This window comes from Nostoc sp. GT001 (genome assembly GCF_030382115.1).
Classification (GTDB): domain Bacteria; phylum Cyanobacteriota; class Cyanobacteriia; order Cyanobacteriales; family Nostocaceae; genus Nostoc.
The window spans coordinates 1035108-1052735 of sequence record NZ_JAUDRJ010000003.1 but is presented as its reverse complement, the minus strand read 5'-3'; the positions used below and the strand labels follow the sequence as shown (position 1 = coordinate 1052735).

17 protein-coding genes are annotated in these 17628 nt (G+C 39.3%); 6 read left to right on the top strand and 11 right to left on the bottom strand.

Translation table 11 applies throughout. The features are described from left to right. Positions 1–306: 306 nt before the first annotated feature. The 3 genes from QUD05_RS07445 (at position 307) to QUD05_RS07435 (ending at position 2507) form a co-directional block, all read left to right on the top strand. A complete protein-coding gene (locus QUD05_RS07445; RefSeq protein WP_289795505.1) occupies positions 307–729 on the top strand; it encodes a hypothetical protein in 423 nt (140 codons plus the stop codon). Between the two features lie 677 nt (positions 730–1406). Continuing rightward, positions 1407–2222 (top strand): hypothetical protein, encoded by an 816-nt coding sequence (locus tag QUD05_RS07440; RefSeq protein ID WP_289795504.1) that lies wholly within the window; start codon positions 1407–1409, stop codon positions 2220–2222. A 126-nt stretch (positions 2223–2348) separates the two neighbouring features. Then, complete coding sequence (locus QUD05_RS07435) at positions 2349–2507, top strand: hypothetical protein (RefSeq protein WP_289795503.1); 159 nt, start codon at positions 2349–2351, stop codon at positions 2505–2507. 160 nt (positions 2508–2667) lie between these two features. Here the strand turns inward: QUD05_RS07435 and bchB are convergent, their stop codons facing one another. The 3 genes from bchB to QUD05_RS07420 form a co-directional block, all read right to left on the bottom strand. After that, complete coding sequence (gene bchB / locus QUD05_RS07430) at positions 2668–4194, bottom strand: ferredoxin:protochlorophyllide reductase (ATP-dependent) subunit B (protein WP_179073504.1); 1527 nt, start codon at positions 4192–4194, stop codon at positions 2668–2670. Between the two features lie 804 nt (positions 4195–4998). After that, positions 4999–6903 carry an aminotransferase class I/II-fold pyridoxal phosphate-dependent enzyme gene (locus QUD05_RS07425; RefSeq protein WP_289795502.1) on the bottom strand — a complete coding sequence of 635 codons (1905 nt, stop codon included), beginning with the start codon at positions 6901–6903 and terminating at the stop codon, positions 4999–5001. 138 nt (positions 6904–7041) lie between these two features. Then, complete coding sequence (locus tag QUD05_RS07420) at positions 7042–8160, bottom strand: mechanosensitive ion channel family protein (RefSeq protein WP_289795501.1); 1119 nt, start codon at positions 8158–8160, stop codon at positions 7042–7044. Between the two features lie 404 nt (positions 8161–8564). Between QUD05_RS07420 and QUD05_RS07415 the strand changes: the two genes are divergently transcribed. Then, positions 8565–9959, top strand: coding sequence for an IS4 family transposase (locus QUD05_RS07415; RefSeq protein ID WP_289794868.1), 1395 nt, complete (start codon positions 8565–8567; stop codon positions 9957–9959). Here the strand turns inward: QUD05_RS07415 and QUD05_RS07410 are convergent. The 5 genes from QUD05_RS07410 to QUD05_RS07390 form a co-directional block, all read right to left on the bottom strand. Further along, positions 9943–10119 carry a hypothetical protein gene (locus QUD05_RS07410; RefSeq protein ID WP_289795500.1) on the bottom strand — a complete coding sequence of 59 codons (177 nt, stop codon included), beginning with the start codon at positions 10117–10119 and terminating at the stop codon, positions 9943–9945. The two genes, QUD05_RS07415 and QUD05_RS07410, sit on opposite strands and share 17 nt — an antisense overlap. A gap of 208 nt (positions 10120–10327) precedes the next feature. Then, positions 10328–11302 carry an L-histidine N(alpha)-methyltransferase gene (gene egtD / locus QUD05_RS07405; RefSeq protein WP_289795499.1) on the bottom strand — a complete coding sequence of 325 codons (975 nt, stop codon included), beginning with the start codon at positions 11300–11302 and terminating at the stop codon, positions 10328–10330. 49 nt (positions 11303–11351) lie between these two features. Further along, entirely contained in the window at positions 11352–12167 is an 816-nt protein-coding gene (locus tag QUD05_RS07400) for a formylglycine-generating enzyme family protein (RefSeq protein WP_289799910.1), read from the bottom strand. Between the two features lie 12 nt (positions 12168–12179). Next, positions 12180–13520 (bottom strand): transposase, encoded by a 1341-nt coding sequence (locus QUD05_RS07395; RefSeq protein WP_289794346.1) that lies wholly within the window; start codon positions 13518–13520, stop codon positions 12180–12182. Positions 13521–13604: 84 nt separating this feature from the next. Then, positions 13605–14240 carry a sulfatase-like hydrolase/transferase gene (locus tag QUD05_RS07390; RefSeq protein WP_289795498.1) on the bottom strand — a complete coding sequence of 212 codons (636 nt, stop codon included), beginning with the start codon at positions 14238–14240 and terminating at the stop codon, positions 13605–13607. Positions 14241–14713: 473 nt separating this feature from the next. On the opposite strand from QUD05_RS07390, the gene QUD05_RS07385 reads away from it, so the two are divergent. Continuing rightward, positions 14714–15415 carry a hypothetical protein gene (locus QUD05_RS07385; RefSeq protein WP_289795497.1) on the top strand — a complete coding sequence of 234 codons (702 nt, stop codon included), beginning with the start codon at positions 14714–14716 and terminating at the stop codon, positions 15413–15415. Continuing rightward, a complete protein-coding gene (locus QUD05_RS07380) occupies positions 15315–15701 on the top strand; it encodes a helix-turn-helix domain-containing protein (RefSeq protein WP_354666170.1) in 387 nt (128 codons plus the stop codon). Before QUD05_RS07385 ends, QUD05_RS07380 begins: the two co-directional genes overlap by 101 nt. Positions 15702–15763: 62 nt before the next feature. Here the strand turns inward: QUD05_RS07380 and QUD05_RS07375 are convergent, their stop codons facing one another. From QUD05_RS07375 to QUD05_RS07365, 3 genes are all read right to left on the bottom strand, one after another. Continuing rightward, on the bottom strand, positions 15764–16072 hold the full coding sequence (locus QUD05_RS07375; RefSeq protein WP_289795496.1) for a hypothetical protein: 309 nt from the start codon (positions 16070–16072) through the stop codon (positions 15764–15766). A 494-nt stretch (positions 16073–16566) separates the two neighbouring features. After that, a complete protein-coding gene (locus QUD05_RS07370; RefSeq protein ID WP_289795495.1) occupies positions 16567–16944 on the bottom strand; it encodes a C6orf136 family protein in 378 nt (125 codons plus the stop codon). Positions 16945–16997: 53 nt separating this feature from the next. Further along, positions 16998–17561 carry a hypothetical protein gene (locus tag QUD05_RS07365; RefSeq protein WP_289795494.1) on the bottom strand — a complete coding sequence of 188 codons (564 nt, stop codon included), beginning with the start codon at positions 17559–17561 and terminating at the stop codon, positions 16998–17000. Between the last annotated feature and the right edge of the window lie 67 nt (positions 17562–17628).

Sequence of the window (17628 nt, the reverse complement as noted above, 5' to 3'; positions counted from 1 at the left end):
AGACAAAAACGCTCACGGCTCCAAAGGTTTGAGATAGTCTNNTTAGTGTTAATTTTTCTTTGCAATCGCAGCTAATACAGATAACTTGACGTAAAACTTTTACCCCAGTAGCACGGTAACTTCTCAAGCTGATTGGAGGTAAAATAAACAACAACTTTTAAAATAAGTTCAATCTGCTTTATAAACCCTTTGCTTTTAGTTGCGAATGTAGGAAATATGGCTTTGTACTTTTTCATTTTTCCGTGTGTTTGTTTCATCACTGGCTATTTTTTATTCAAAAATAGAAATAATGAAATCTCACATTTAGTGACTGTATTTGCAGCTATCAGCCTGATTGTGGGTTTAATGTTAGCTCCTTGGCAGATTTTACTTCTACTATTAACTCTTATTCTTATCAGTACAAGCTACGAGTATTATACAAGCAAAGTAGTCAGCAGGGAAACACAATATACACAACAGCCAGTTCCCAAATCGGAACCAGATTATCACTTAATCTACCGTGGAGCTTCCTATCGTCATGACCTCAATGGCAAATTAGATGGGGAAATCACACCATCAGTAACCCATAAGTTGAGCTTTCGAGGATGCACTTATTTTGTTAGCGCCGATATTAATGCCCAATCGACTGGAATCATTACACCACAAGCAACTCATAAGTTGAGCTTTCGGGGAAGCACCTATTCTATAAATAGAACTACACACAGAGATATTAAAGAGCAAGGTAGTTAGAAACTTGGTGCAAGTCTCTGAAAGTTTACATTTTATTGGCTCATACCTTCCAAATCCAAGAGGCGATGTCTACAATAGGCTATGACGATCGCTAATACTACACTATCAATGAGGTACTAAGTGATTTCTCACAAAAAACATACCCAGGTTGACGAGTTTCGACTTCGCTCAACTCTCGATCCTTTAGTTGGTTGAGCGGAGTCGAAACCAACGGCGACGGTAGATTTATTAACGGAAATTGCCTTAGTGCTATTTATGCCAAATTCTGCTGTAGCACCTACAATTTAATGTAATTATAAGACTTCATGCCCAGCAATATGCGATACCAGTGTAGAGCCTAGCAGCGATCGCACATCCTCGACTATTGTTTACTGAACTCAATACTGTTTAATTATGCGATCGCTATAAATCATAACCATTTTAAGAAATACCTAATACATATACTTTGATAAATGGTATTGATATATGGCTTTGTCAAGATTCCTAGACGGACAAATAATGTTAAAAAATAAGAAAATATTCTCGAAACTACTGTTGACAAAGTTTATTTTTTATATGAGGGGAGTGGAACTTCCTTGGTAAAAGAGATATCTAGTTAGTTTGATTCTTAACTATTCACTCCTTGGGGAGGCGGTTAGTCTCCAGAAATAGACAACATATTTTTAACCTGTAAAATTATGTGGAAATCAAAGTTAATATTTAGATTAGTACTGTCGGCTGCGGCGATCGCCACTAGTGTGCAACTAAATTCAGCGAGTGACTATGCTATGGCTCAAAATGCATCTTCCACTCCAACTGTTGAATCTGGGCAACAAAATCAAGCTTTAGAAGATGCCAAGGTTGCTATGGCAGGGGTTGGCATAGGAGCGATCGCAGGCTTACTCATTTCTGGTTTATGGTATCAGAAACGTCGTTACCAAAAAATCCAGTCACGTGCCAAAATAAACCGCTTTCGTGAAGAGTTTCTCTGCGGCTCTTTAGCAGATTATTACTTATCTAATTCTAAAGCAAATTCTTCACCTACAAATTCTCGGAAAACTTTACCAACACCCACTAAAGAAGAATCCCCTACTTCTGAGGAGACTTTAGTAACGCCAACTAAAGAAGAAATATCCGATCCCTCTACTTCTGAAACAAATAATCTAGCAGCAGAACCTACGCCAGCTAGAGCATCTAATTTCTTATCTGACTCCTACCACAAGTTAATCGAGGAAATTGTTAATAGCGCCCTCAATGGTCAAATCAGTTCTAAAGAGTATATATATCGCCAATTAGTAGAAATTGTGAGTAGTGGTAATGGTGAAATCTTTGAACGCTGTTTGAGCGATCGCTTGCATTCTACCCAATCTGAACTACATAAAGTAATAAATTCTCCGAGTTTATTCCAAAAAGAGGCTCCTGAGTTAAAGAAAGCCCGTTTAAATCGTACTTTGAAGGTATTACAAAGTATTCAAGAGGAATGGGAAAGAGTCCAAAAACAAAAACTAAATTAAGCTTTAGTTAACCCAACTGTGCAACAAATTCTCACGGACTGAAAAGCAAGAAGCTTTTCAGTCTTGTTACAAAACCGAACTAACATTATTAAATTTAATCGTTTCGCTGGAACATCAGCGAAACGATTGACGTTATCTCAATCATTTAAACAGGAAAGTATCTCCGAATTCGATCCAATTTTACCTTTACTAGGTACATTGAAATTTGATAAATCTGATGTAGGAGAAAACCACGATCAATATCTCCAGCAAACTTTGCAGCAGGAGTTAATAATTGACGAATAAAGTTTTTATAGATACATCTGGGTGGGCTAATTTATTGATTGCAACTGAATCCTACCATGAACAAGCTGGCTTTATTCGTATGCTGAAGTCAGAATAAGTAATAATAAAAGGCATTCCTTAAGATATGCCCTTTATTATTAAAAATCTCTAACCCGTTAACCTACGCCCCAACAGCTTCCTTCGCGGCGTACAACACCTCAGCATTGATTTCTTTGAAACCGCGATCGCGCGCAAATTTTTCAGTATTACGCTTCACTTTGCCGCGAACAAATCCCGGAATCTTATTCAATTCTGCTTGACCATCTTTTGTCCAATTCAAATCAGAATCAGCAGAAATTCCTCTAGTAATAACTTCTTTGGTATCATGACCACCGAAGATTTCTAACAGGTGATCTTCCATTCCCAAAGTGAAGGAATTGTAGATCAAATCTGTAATCTGATTCGTCCCTTCATAACCCATAAATGGTTTGTAACCAATGGGGAAGTTTTGGACGTGGATTGGTGCAGCAATTACGCCACAGGGAATATCTAAGCGTTTACCAACGTGGCGTTCCATTTGCGTGCCGAAAATGGCAGAGGGTTCGACACGAGCGATCGCATCCCCAATTTCCCCATGATCTTCAGAAATTAGCACTTCATCGCAATACTCGCTAACTTGTTCGCGGAACCAATCGGCATCATATTTACAATAAGTACCAGCCCAAACAACATGAATCCCCATTTCTCGCGCCAGAATCTTGGTAATAGCGGCGGCGTGGGTGTTGTCACCAAAAACCACAGCTTTTTTGCCAGTCAAGTTTTGACAGTCAATCGAACGGGAGAACCAAGCAGCCTGAGAGACATGGAGGGTTTGCTCATTGATGAAGTTTTCATAGTCAACTTCTGCACCTTGAGCGTTAATTACCTGCTGAATCTTACGAATACAACGGGCAGTTTCCACTACACCCATTGGAGTAATGTCTATATAAGGTGTGCCAAATTGTTCTTCCAGGTAACGAGCTGTAGTCAAACCGAGTTCGCGGTAAGGCACCAAGTTAAACCAGGCTTGGGACATCTTTTTCAAGTCATTTACCGAAGCACCTTCAGGAATTAAGGTATTTACCTCAATTCCCAAGTCAGCCATCAGGCGTTTGAGTTCGGTGCAGTCGTGATTATTGTGGAAACCGAGGGTGGTAGTACCGATAATGTTAACCGAGGGTTTTGCTGTTTTCCCCTCAGCCAATTCGCCGCGCTTCCGAGCTTTTTCAATGTAGTATTGGACGATTTGATCCAAAGTGCGATCGGCGGCTTGTAGTTCATTGTAGCGGTAATGGTTCACATCCGCCAGCATTACATCTCCTTTCGCTTCCAACTGCGCCCGTTCGACAAAATTGTGCAAATCCTCTTGCAAAATGCTGGAGGTGCAGGTGGGAGTTAACACAATCAAATCTGGGTGTTCTTCGGCATCCTTGCGGACGATGTTATCTACTACCTTTTCTTGGGAGCCGCGTGCCAAAACGTTGCGATCGACGACACTGGTTGTCACCGGAGTAAAATCCCTCTCCCGCGATAGCATAGAGCGCATGACGTTAAAGTAGTCATCGCCAATGGGGGCGTGCATGATCGCATGAACATTTTTAAAAGAACTAGCGATTCGCAGAGTGCCGATGTGGGCTGGGCCAGCATACATCCAGTAAGCCAATTTCATGTTTGTGTCTCCCTTTAAACTCAAAATAACTAAGTAAGTGGGCGTAAAAAATATAAGATAGAGCTTACCACCAACCCCTTCGGTGCGTAGTTTACCTCCGTAGGCATCGCCCAGCGTGTCGTTGCTAGAGAAGGGGAGAGGTTTGGAGAGAGGTATTATCTTTAATTCAGCCCATTTACTTATAAGTGCTTGATTATTAAATCGTTTCTGATTTTCTCAAACCTGCTGGCTGAAAAAAAATAAGGTTTGTTGCGGGTTTTCTGGGAGGCGATATGGCTGAAATCTATTTACTGCTTGGGATACAGCTATCAATTTCAACAACATTGCTGGTGATTTTGTAAAAAAATCTTAATGTTCCGGTAAATTTGTTTATTAATCTCTCATTCCCTGGAAACAGAATTACTTTGTTCTGCTTGCCCCTGTCCCTGAGTTTGATTAGCGATCACTTTCTTGGAAGAAAATTCATTTTGTGTGCAACAGGCGCGGCGGAACAAGCACCTTCATGAGAGACTACCGCCTCAACATCACAATCCTGGTTTTCAGCCAATAACGGAGCAGGTTGACTTGGTATAGCATCCACAAGCGCTAGCGTCATGCAGACCATTGCCACAAGCAAGTCTTCTAGTTCTGACACGCTTTCAATACGTTGAGACGACGCGCCTGATTCATATTTTGATTCAGCAACGCCTTATGGTGTGACTAATTTGCTGTTATGGCACGATGAAACCAATTTATTATAAAGTGTATTAAACCTAACACTCTCCGTCTCTGGTGTTAGGTTTCTTTACCTTACCTTAATTTCATCTACAAAATATTCTGCTTCCGCAAAATCACTAGTTCGTGGTTACAGCTTTGTAATACACTGATTCTTGTTTTTAAAATTTCTTGCCACATATTTATTGCACAATAATTTTTGATAGGTTTGTAATAAAACTCATCATCTTCTATTCTGAGAACAACAGCAAAAATACCACCTGGCTTGAGAATCCGAATCAGTTCTTCAAAGCTTTCTAAAGGAACTTGATTGCGAGTAAAAACCCCAGTTGATACTAAAGCATCAAACGTATTATCAGCAAAAGAAAGAGTGCTACCCAACTCTTCCAGATGCAAAGCTTTGTATATATCTAGGTCTTTTAATATGTCTAAAGACTGTTGGCTAATATCAAGACCTTGGAGATTTTTTGAACCGTAAGAACTGAGTTCTCGACCTAATAAACCTGTACCACATCCAATGTCTAAAATTAAATCGTCTTTCTTTAAATATGATATTAAAGTGTAAGCAACATGGTTGAGTAAAATCGTCCAACCGTTATCGTAATGTTCCTGGTCATAAAATGATACCCAATTATCATATTTTCCTCTTACTTCTTCGATATTTTCAAAGTAGTCTGTTAATCCATTTGGATAATCTTGACGATTATCTTCTCTCAGTATTTTATAGATAACATCTTTGATAATATAGCCTATTAAATTGAGATCATCGAAATCAAAAGTTGATGGCAATCTGATATCGCAAGCCGAAGAAATAATAGATTCAGTTTTCTCTAGATTGGGTAGTTCTGTAAATGAGTATTGCCAGTTTTTGTAATAGCGAGAATTATCGTCTCTTCCAAAAATTTGGATTGCAACACCCCTCTTGCTAGTTTGTTGAACAAATTTATCGACCTGTGCTGAAGTTAATCCCAAAAGATTAAATTGCAAACTGTCAGGCGCAGGCTTAACTTGTTCTAAAGGCAAGGGAATATAAATATTCCTGACAGAATTAAGAATTTCTACTAACCGATCATACTTTTGTCTGTTTTGAGATATTTTGTTTTCTAAAAATTTTATTTGAGGTCTTAAGACAGAAGCAGTTAGGTTATTCATTCTCAAACTGAAATTGGGAACATAAGGCTTCAGTTTTTCAAATATATTGTCATCCAATGGACGAGCAAGATGTTTCTTATATAATTTTTCGTAAGAACCAGCTGCCAGAATACAATAAGCTGCCAATTCTTTGTTATTGGTGGCAATCAATCCACCTTCACCAGAGTTAAGTAATTTATAACTTTGGGTACTAAAGCAAGCAATTGCCCCATGATATCCTACTATTTTTCCATCCCATTCCGCACCTAGACTATGAGCGCAATCTTCTATTAAATAAATTCCCGCTTCTTCACAAATATTCTGAATAGTATCTAAATCTGATATATGTCCTCGCATATGGGACAAAACAAAAAACTTTGCGTCTGGATGATCTTTTATCTTACGTTTTAAATCTTCAATATCAATTAGATATGCAGAGTTACACTCCACGTAAATAGGGACTCCACCAGCATGAACAATACTACTAGGAACTGCTGTAAAAGTAAAACCATTAGTTAATACTTTATCTCCATACTTGACCCCACCTGCTTTCAGGGCTAAAAAGATAGCACTCCCACATGAATTAACTGCAATAACATACTTGTGTTTCGTGTAAAGACTAAACTCATATTCCAGCTTTGCTACTTCAGTTGCCAATTGATCATCTTGATCGTTTAATTCATCATAATTACTATAATTGCTCAAATCATCTGAAAAATTATAACGATAAAGTCTTCCCTTTTGCATCAATTTTATTGCTTGTTCAATACCTTCTTGAGGAATTGCGTCAGGAGTTTTAAAGCTTTTATTAAATTTAATCACTGATTTTTGTTCGTCTGTTGTTGGGATAGTATTAAATTTCATTGTGAATCATCTCCTGAAGTATAAGTTTCCAATTATTTGAATTCAAGATTTAGGCAAACAATAGCTTAAACCCTGATTTTCCGGTAGAAGCTATTCATCAACTGCCTCTATCACGTTCAGTCTTGCGTAGGAATTTTTTCAATTATTACTGCCTGCCATACTCTGTTTAAACTTTTCCGGGCTGGTTTCTAATTCCACATAGAAGAAATCAATTCCCTCTTTTTGTAGCAATTCTAATATTGCTAGATTTAAGTTTTTCTCAGCATCAAAATAGAGATTATCATCATTCACGAATGCCATCACTTCAATGACACGGGCATTATTTTCAATTTTTTTAAACCGAACCGTACATGATGGAGCAAAACCAGGAATAATTTTAGGCATTTCTTGAATAGCATCACAAATTTTGGCAGTTTGCTGTGCTGAGACACCATCAATTTTCAAAATTAAATTAATTCCCCATATTAATTCTTTGCCAGGATTTTGTGACCAATTTTCAACTACTCCAGAAATCATTTTAGAATTGGGCATTTTCATAATTGAACCCCACTTAGTTATATGCAGGGTTGTGGTTCTGAATCCAATATTGAGTACCTGTACAAAACCATCTACTCCTGATACTCCCACCCAGTCACCTTCTCGATAGAGATTATCTGAGTAGATAATCAATGTACAAAACCAGTCATAGACAATATCCTTTAACAGCAAACCTAAAGTGATACCAGCACCACCTAATAGACCAACCAATGCAGCTGCCGATTGTCCTAAAAATATCTCACTTACCTTGATTGCCAGTACAATAATTGCTGCTGATTGAAAAATCTTCGGCATCAAAGGTCTGAGCAATTCATCAAGCTCAGTTTCAGTATGTAGCACTACGTTGGCTATTAACTGACCCAAAATAGAAGAGCTTCGGTAAACAATGTATGCAACTATAAACACAACTATTAAGTTGAGTGTCCTACCAATTGTTTGGCTTAGTTCAGTCCCTAAATTCTCTGCCAGAATTTCTTTAATTAGCCAAAATGCACCAATCTGAATCAGCCAACTTAAAGAAGGCTTGATGACTATTATAAATTCATCATCAAGTGTACTTTTGGTTTTGCTAGTAAAACGCTCAATGCTCTTAATAACGACCCCAACAAAAAATCGTCTCAACAACTGTGTTAGCGTTAGGATAACGATAACAGCAGCAATTTTGGCAACGGGTATGCCAGAGTAGTTGATATTTTTCAGCGTGTTCCAAAGTGCTTCCATCTATTTCTTAAAAGGTAAATGAGTATTTTTTGATGTCAATCAGGAAATGGAATAGTTTCTGAATTATGCTAGATGAAACATATTCATGAACAAACAGATGCCACTTACTTAAGCATTGAGAAATGACTAGAACTACTGATATACCGCAGGATGAGGAATGCCCACCCGCCTTAAGTAAGTGCCATACAACTATAGTTAGTTATTAACTAACGCTGAATATTCCCCGCTATAGTTAGTAAATTCAGTCTTTGATCTGCGAATCTTAGATAGACGAATTTGCCAATCGGAAACCTGCTCGTAGGTAAGGTGATGAGTATTGCAAGTCGGTGTCCATAGCCCTCCCCAAACACCTTGTCATTACCAACATCTTTTAAAGTGAGGTAGGGATGTAATAGAGTCAGAGTATGAAGTTGAAAAATTTCACAGACCTCAATGCTTGGGCAGTTGAGCAATGGGGAGATGCCGAATTAGGGGATACTCGTCGTACGCAAAGAGCGATCGCTATCGGTGCAGCCATAGCTGCCAACCCGCAAGGGAGTTTACCAGATATGATGCAAGGCTGGAATGAAATTCGTGCTGCGTACCGATTATTTGCGGAAGACGATGTAACTCATAAGGCATTAATTCAACCTCACATCACGGAGACGAAACAAAGCGCAACTGAAATAAAATCCAATGTTGTTTTATTCATCCAAGACACAACAGAACTAGATTATACTCATCATCGGCAAGTTAAGGGATTAGGGCATATTGGAGATGGCAAAGGTAGAGGAATGATGCTACACACGTGTTTAGCAGTAGTACCGTTACCTTTGAATCCACAAATTTTGGGATTGGCAGGACAAATACCTTGGCTGCGTAGTCAAAAAAAGGACAATGACAACACGTTGGTGGAAGCGCTACCAGAACTATTGAGAACAGATGGTGAAGGGGAAATTTGGGCAGAGATGGTGGAATCCATCGGCACTGCACCAACACCACAAACTGGGTCAATTTGGGTAAGTGTCGGAGACAGGGGGAGTGATATTTTTTCTTACCTTCGACGAGCCAAAGCTTTGTACTGGCACTGCTTAGTACGAGTCACTCAAAACCGAGTGATTACTAAACCTGATGCCACCAAAGGGTATCTCAAGGCATTTGCTCGTTCTTTACAACCAATGGCGGAGAAAACTGTTGTTTTGCGTGGGCGCAACGGAGAACCCAAACGTCAAGTTAACTTACAAGTAGCTTGGTCTCAATTGACAATTCAACCCCCAGCAATTGGCTGTGAAAGAAAACAACAGCTAATAGATGGTTGGTGTATTCGTTGTTGGGAACCAGAAGGAGATTTAGAATGGATTCTATTTACCACTGTTGCTGTAAATGCTCGTGAGGATGCCCTCATGCAACTAGATTGGTATGCTACACGTTGGTTAATTGAAGAGTATCATAAGTGTCTCAAAACTGGTTGTGCTGTAGAAAAACGTCAATTGGAGTCAGCTTCATCACTGGTAAGGTTACTTGGCTTTTTTGCTATAGTTTCAGTCAGATTATTACAGTTACGCCAACTTAGTCGCAGCAATTCCCAACTGAAGGCACACGAGTACATACCTACAATTATGTTAAAAGTCTTAGTTGCTCGTCTTGGGTTGACAAATTGTGAGTTGACTTTGGGTGAATTCTTTTTAGCGATCGCTCGTTTGGGTGGTTTTCTTGGCCGCAAATCCGATGGTCTACCTGGTTGGCAGACCTTATGGCGAGGCTGGTTGCGATTACAGGATATGTGTTGGGCTGCTGATTTTATCACCCAGTCAGTTTAAAAGATGTTGGTAATGACAAGCCCCAAACACAGGGGTCTTCAAACTGCAACAAACCTAACTTGCGTAAGTTCTGGGATTGGGGAGTTCCTGGCAAGGGGGCTATGCTATACACAGCAATCTGAAATTCCAATTCCTGGTTAATCTCTACGAGTTCATCCACGAGTCCTGAGATCGCTTCCTCAAGATGTAACAAGCTATCGTGGAATATTTATTAGCTACTACTGTCATAAAAACTCCTTACATTGTGTATCATTAATGCTTAAGTTGATTAGCATTCATTAATGAATGAATCATAAGCTTTGTAAGTTAAGGTTTAAAGCCTAATTTACGGAGATGTCTATTGAAATTAAACTTTGAAAAAGCAAAGTTTAAGCTTGACAAAGAATTAGCCCAAACCACTGCCTGGGATCTATCCAAACTTTCACGGTCTTCAGTCCGTGTGTCTCCAGTTGTTTTTGCATATTTACTAAATCAAACTTACGAGAAATTTCGGTGATAATGCTCTCTCCGTCTGCAAAGCAAACTTGTAATTCTAGGGCTTGTAGAGATACCTCATGAGTCTTTTGACAATGTAGATACATCTCAATTTGGGCATCACTTTGATTATAAATAGCTTGGTGAGTGAATAAATTGAGATCAAAATTACCTTGGAAACGCCAATTTAAATGGGAAAGCACATTTAAGTTAAAAGCAGCTGTTACTCCCTGACTATCGTTATAAGCTGGCTCTAAAATTTCCTTCGGTTTTTGTAAATCAATTCCTAAAAGGAAGTAGTCACCTGCTTGTAAAGCCCTGGTAATTTGGCTTAAAAATTTATCACATTCTCGTGGGTTAAAATTACCAAGAGAACTGCCCAAGAAAAAAATCATCCGTGATGATGCAAGTGTTGTTTCTAGCTTCGTCAAGGCTTGTTCGTAGGTTCCTATTAATCCCTCAACAAATAAATTTGAATATTTTTGTTGTAGTTTTAGTACGGTAGATTTAAGGATTCCATGACTTACATCGATGGGTACATATCTACAGTAATTGGCATTTTTTTGGTAAGCATCTAGCAAAAATAGAGTTTTTGTAGAACTGCCACTCCCTAATTCTACCAGTTCGCAAGCACCTGTTATCTGAGCTATTTCATCAGCATATTGGTGCAAAATCCATGCTTCTGTTCGTGTTGGATAATATTCTGGTAATTCACATATTTGTTCAAAGAGTTCTGAGCCGTAATCATCGTAAAAGTATTTAGGGGGTAAGGTTTTAGGACTTTGAATTAATCCTTGAATTACATCTTCACCTTCATTGTTTAGAGCTTGATAATGCTCATTAAGAATTTTGAGAGATGTTGCTAGCATTATTTCAATATTTTTCGTTTTGAATTTAAGTATTTAAACGGAAATGGTATTAGGCGTGGGTAGGTAAAGGGCAAACAACGGTGCGAAAACCAATGTGATTTGTGGAGGTATCAATATCTTCTGGGTGTCGGGCGGCGGGACGGTAGCGGGCGCAGTAGTTAGGCGCACAGAGGAAAGACCCTCCTTTGAGGACTTTACGTGGTTTCCGCATTGAGGGTAATATTTTTTGGTCATAGCTATCTTCTTCTGTTCCCCCTTGAGGATTTTTGGGGGTGCAGCAAGCTTTAGCCGGATTTTCTGGATGTTGCTCTCGATACCAATCTTTCGTCCATTCCCAGACATTGCCAATCATGTCATAAAGTTCATAGCCATTAGGAGGATAGCTACCAATAGCTTCTGTCCCTGGCGGTTGGGATTTGAGATTTTCTGAGGGAAACCTTCCTTTCCAGATGTTTGCCATGAGCTTACCATTGGGCATAAATTCATTTCCCCAAGCAAATGTCGCTCCTTCTAAGCCACCTCTAGCTGCTAATTCCCATTGAGCTTCAGTAGGCAATTCTTTTCCTGCCCATTGAGCATAGGCCAGAGCATCTTCATACACGATATGCACTACTGGATGATTTTCTCGATTTTTAATAGAACTATTTGGGCCTTCAGGATGTCGCCAGTAAGCACCAGGGACATAATGCCACCAGCATGAAGTTTGGGGATTTACAGGGCGATCTGGTTTAATAAATACTGCTGACCCTGGTACTAACATTTCGGGAGTAGCGTCAGGATAGTGTTCGGCTTTGGGGGGCTTTTCAGCAAAGGTGATGTATCCTGTTTCTTTGACAAATTTTTGAAATTGTTTATTTGTGACAATACCTCTGCCAATTTACGAGGGTTCAACGCCAGTGGAAACGGGATGAATACGTCCTAAAGAAGTAAGCTTGGCAAAAATCTGGGTTAATAAAATAGGCTCAGGGATTTCGGGAAGCATTTTTAACATTTCACGAACATATCGAAAACCACGATGGTAAGCCTTAAGGTCAATAATGCCAGAACCGGGATTGAGTTGCTGGAAATCAGCGAGAAGATGGTGGGATAAATTGACCATAAAAAATGCTAAATTAGAAGCATTAGTCACGGCAGTTTGGCTCAGGTTCATAAAATCTTCCAATCCCCAAAACTGCTTGGCATCCCTAAAATTAAACTCGATTTGGAAACGGAGTTTGTAATAGTCGATAATTTTTTCAAATGACAGAGTTAGGTCGCTAGAAAAAATAATTACATGGCTGCAAGCATTAGTTTTAAGATTGGTTTTGACCAAAATCACTACATTGAGAGCTTGGGCAAATTCTTTGTGAATAAGAGTGGCTTGATAAATATCAGTTTGAATATCATCCTCAATAGCACTTTTACATAAGTATTTGTCAGGTATATTACGATAGTCTAGCTTATCACCGTATTTACGACGAGAGCGCTTACTGGAGTCAGGATTTTCATAAGGGAAGTATAATGCTGAATCATGGCGCAATTTGGAAATTATCTGCAAGTTGACAAGACGTGCCATCTGCAAAGCATTGTTGTTACCAAAATGACCATCTACTACCAAGTAGGTGAGGGAAATAGAGTTAGCTAATAACTTGAATAGTGAACCAATCATTTTCTGAATTAGTATTAATTCAGATGTTAATATCACTTCCTTTTTATTTTTGTTTTTACTTCCTTTTGGTCGTCCACGCCCACGCTTTTCTTTTTTGTTTGGTTTTTCGATTGTCGAGGTACTTTTTGTTTGAGTATCTTTCTTTATTACCTGTTCTATCTGAATCGGAAACGAGTGCCTCTGTTCAACACTCACTAATGATAATACAAAGAAAGATAATCCTGATATCGGTTTATTGGCTAGGCTAGAAAAGAATCTATCTAATCCATAAGTCTTTTTACCCGATTTACTGACTACAACTTCATCTCCTGCAAGCAAATATACCTCATTCGCACGGAACAAATGCTTGCGGAAAAATAGCCAAAACAATGTAGCCCAAGGTATTACTGTATGAAAAAACCGCAACATCGTCCGATAACTACCACCAATGCCTGCCCAACGGGAAATTCCCAACATCGTGACTCGTCCGCTCATCGCTAACATAGCCAGGATTATCTGGTTCAATTGCCGCATCGTCGTAGCGTTTATCTGCGGTAGCAAGCATTGTAGCAGTGATAAGATATCGGACATGGGCTGATTGTAGTTTTTGAGTTGTCGTTGTGAGAGACAATAACTCTACTACATCGGCCCTCTCTCCTCATCCTCTTATTTTGGCTAAGGTATTGCTACTAAGTCTTTTGATAGATGATAGCCGTTCTCCCTATCCCTCATATCCGGTCCATAAGGAGGCTCAATCAAGTGATTGTCATAAACGAGGTCGGGATACCACTGATCAGTTTCTCCACCCAAAAATCCGTAATATCGCTCAAAACCACGTCCTAAAGGCCAGTTACGCTTACTGGCAGCCATATTTGCTTCTTCTTCTGGTAATAAGTGCCATTTACCAATAGCGAAGGTATTATATCCTCGTTCACCTAATACTGCTGGAATTAGGGCGTTTTCAAAGGGGATGCGACCATTATTTCCGGGGAAACCAGAAGTAGCTTCCTCAATACAAGACATTCCGTTACTTGTAGCGTTACGTCCATTTAGTAGAGATGAACGAGTGGGAGAACATAATGCTGTGGTATGGAAGTTGGTATAAACTAAACCTTTTTTAGCAATACGGTCTAAATTGGGCATCTTAATTTTGCCCCCAAACATTTCCCATGCACCGAATCCTGTATCGTCAATGACGATGTAAAGAATATTCGGTGAACCTTTTGGGGCTTTTGGTTCTGCGTAAGGTTCCCAATCTGGAACAGAATCTCGAATGTCGAGAGCGATCTTACCGTTGAATTGTTTAGTCATCAAAAATCCTTTGCACTACTTATAGGACGAAAACACTGTAAATTTAGACTACTAGCGCACATTCAAAATGTTTCAGCAGAGGAGTCTTAGATTCACCAAAGCGGATTATTGAGTTTTAGGGATCTTAGAGGATGTTTGAAAAGTTCTCTTATCGGTATCAAAAGTTTTAGATACCCCTAAATCCTCCTTTTTAAGGGGGTTAGAGGAAATATAAAGTGCCTAAAGTTACAGAGAAATACTTTTCAAACATCCTCTTGGTGTACTTTTATACTTTTATGTACGAATGTTTATTTCCGGCTTACTAAAACAAACATATAGCAATCATGCAGGTATATGACATCCATGAGCATTCAAAAATTTCAACTTTTGCATATCTAAATAAACACCATTAGAGAGTGTATGATGCCATATATGTCTTGAAAGCTGGCTAAAACTCACGATTACGTGATTTTATTCAACCATAATCCAAATCTATGTCTGTCATATCAAACAACGACTCTCACCCTAAGCCTCTGGTGATTACTCGTCAGTTTAATGATATTGATGCTTATGCTGAAGCTATCAAGCCATTGAATGTTACTAGCAACCAGTTAACTCCAGGACTTTTTGTGGGGAGTATTAATTTTGCAGACTTTAGGGGTCTGAAGTTTACCCAGGTTAATCATAATCAAGGCTTTAGAGCAGAGGGGCCAAAGTCTCCTCGTGACCTCACATTTGCGATTTCACTTAAATTTGGAGAAACACAGGTACTGTCTCATGGTTGCCCGATTAAAAAACAGGATATATTTGGGTTTGATCGGGAGCGAGAAACCGATATTGTTACAAAGAAAGACGCTCATATCGTTATGGCAAGTGTTGACTTGCTGATTTTTCAGTCCCTAGCTGAACAAATGGGATACGACTTGGGTGAAAAGTTTCTCAAGCAAAATTTAATCCGTTTGCATCCCTCCTCATTACGCCATTTGAGGGCTTACTATCAGCAAATAGCTCAAATGTTGATCGAGGAACCATCATTATTAATGCAGACACAGATGCAATCCCTGATCGTGGAAGATTTTTTGCCACTGCTGATAAATACGCTGGGAAAGAGCGCACTGCAAAACCGAGCACAGTCCAAAAACTTTTCAGCGTTTCTCCCTTGTCAAAAAAGCCGAAGAGATTACAAAGTTCTGTAGCGATCGACCTCTAACCCTAAAACAACTGTGCGACGAATTAGGAACTAGCAGTAGCGCCTTATATTATGGCTTTCAAGATATTTTTGGTTTAAGTCCAATGGCTTATTTGAAAATTCAAAGGCTCAATGGGGTACGCCGCACTTTGAGAGATTCTTATTCTGAGATCACAACAGTGATGCAGGTAGCACACCAGTGGGGATTTTGGAACGCTGGACACTTTAGCAAAGATTACAAAGAAATGTTTGGTGAGTTGCCATCAGAAACACTACGAAGTCATGCTTTTTGATGAAAAGCCTTATAGAAAAGCAATTCTCATTTTGAAAAAAATCAGATTACTGAGAGTGATCGCTACCCCTCCCAATCAACCAATACCCCATCAACACAAGCAATCCCCCACTGCGGATACTTCACCACCAATTTCTTGATCACAATCTGCAAAGCAGGATCATCCCAACACTCATGCAAGTACTCGAAACCCGGATTCTGCCCCAAATTAAGAGCCACTTTCAGTTTCTGCATACGCTCTGATCGCGCATTTGCCCTCGCTACAATCGCCTGATGCGACCATCTTTCAGGATTTGGCACGGGTGCGGCGGAACGAGTGCCTTGGGTGGAGCTTTTTACTTCAACACCAGATACTTGGTTTTCTACTGACAAGCAAGCAGAATAACCTTGTTCTACTTGCCCCTGTGTTTGATTAGCGATCGCAGAATTTAGAGAAAATTCATTTTGGGCAACAGGCGCGGCGGAACAAGAATCTAAGTTTTAGCGATCGCTGATTTTTGATCCGACTTCACAAAATCGCGTTGCTCCCTTCCCTGGTCGCTTGCGTTTTTACCTAATTCGCTAAGATGTACACAAGCTCATTTTCACAACAATTATGGTGAAAACACCCTCCCAGATTTGGACAATTCCTCATAGGGAAAGTATCTTATACAAATTCTGTAGTATATATAGTTAATTCAGCAGATATTTCAGGATTTTTTGTACCCATCATAATAATTAATGGCTTTCGTTGTTACATCATAGTGTGATAGGAAGACTTAAGTCCTGATTTTGTTTGCGTAGTATCTCGTCAGAGAGGACTAAAGTCCTCACTACAAACCATGAAGATTTTGACGGTAATTATATTATTTTAATTATCCACTTTTTCAAGAGAAAAAATGCTGCTTCACCACATCTAAGCGTGAACAGTTCCAATAATCGATATGGGAAATAATCAAACCATCAGAGTTAAGACCTAATTCACTCCAACCAGGAATAGAGATCCGTGGCTTCCAGGGAAGAGGAGTATTCCAACTGAGTGTCCACTCAGTTTTTATTGTGTCTCCTAAACGTTGAATATTATGTAAGTCCATCTTGGGATTTAAAAACCAAGTTTGGATAAAATTAATCATTTCTTTGTAACGTTTAACACCACGAAATTTATTCAGCGGGTCTTGAAAATAAACTTCTGGGGCATAAATGCTGTAAGTTTGATTAATTGGGAATCTTTGATAGTCTTCTTTGAGTATTTTAATGATATCCATGATAAATAAATATATCTGTAAATTGGTTTAATATCAAAACTTAAAAATAGAAATTAACCCTCATTCCATAAACGTTCTAACTGACGCCGCCAAGCAGTTAGGACTTCTTCTCGCCCTTGTGAAGTTTGATTTATTTCGCCCATCATTCCTTCAGCGTAAAAACGTTCTAAGCTTTGCATGGTAGCTTGCAGAGATTGTCCTTGCTGTTTTGCTGCCTGAATAATTTGCCGGATGCGGCTTTCAACTAGTTGATTAAAGACATTATCTAATCTAGCCTGATGTAGAGATACAAGTCGGTTGATTGCATTGGACAAATCTGCACTCACTAAAGTATCACTGTGATGTTGAAATACTCCCCAAATTACCCCTTCATACAAAGCGTAACGTACTTCTTGAGTATCATCAAAGTTGGCTTCTAGAAACTGTTCTAAAAAGGGTTGGGCTTCTTGGATGGGCAGAATAGGCAGTAAAACTCGCAGCCAAGTATTATCTTCGGAAAGCAGCACCAACAGCCGAAAAGTAGAAGTGTCTACTTGCCACGATCCGGGAGCAGTCGTAGCAACAGCCGATGTGTCAAATAACTCTGTGAGCGTACCCGCAATTTCTTCAGGTGTCATAACCTTATATTTATATCTAGCCTCTAGATTAGCGCAGAGGTGCATCAACTTATTCACTAGAATAGAC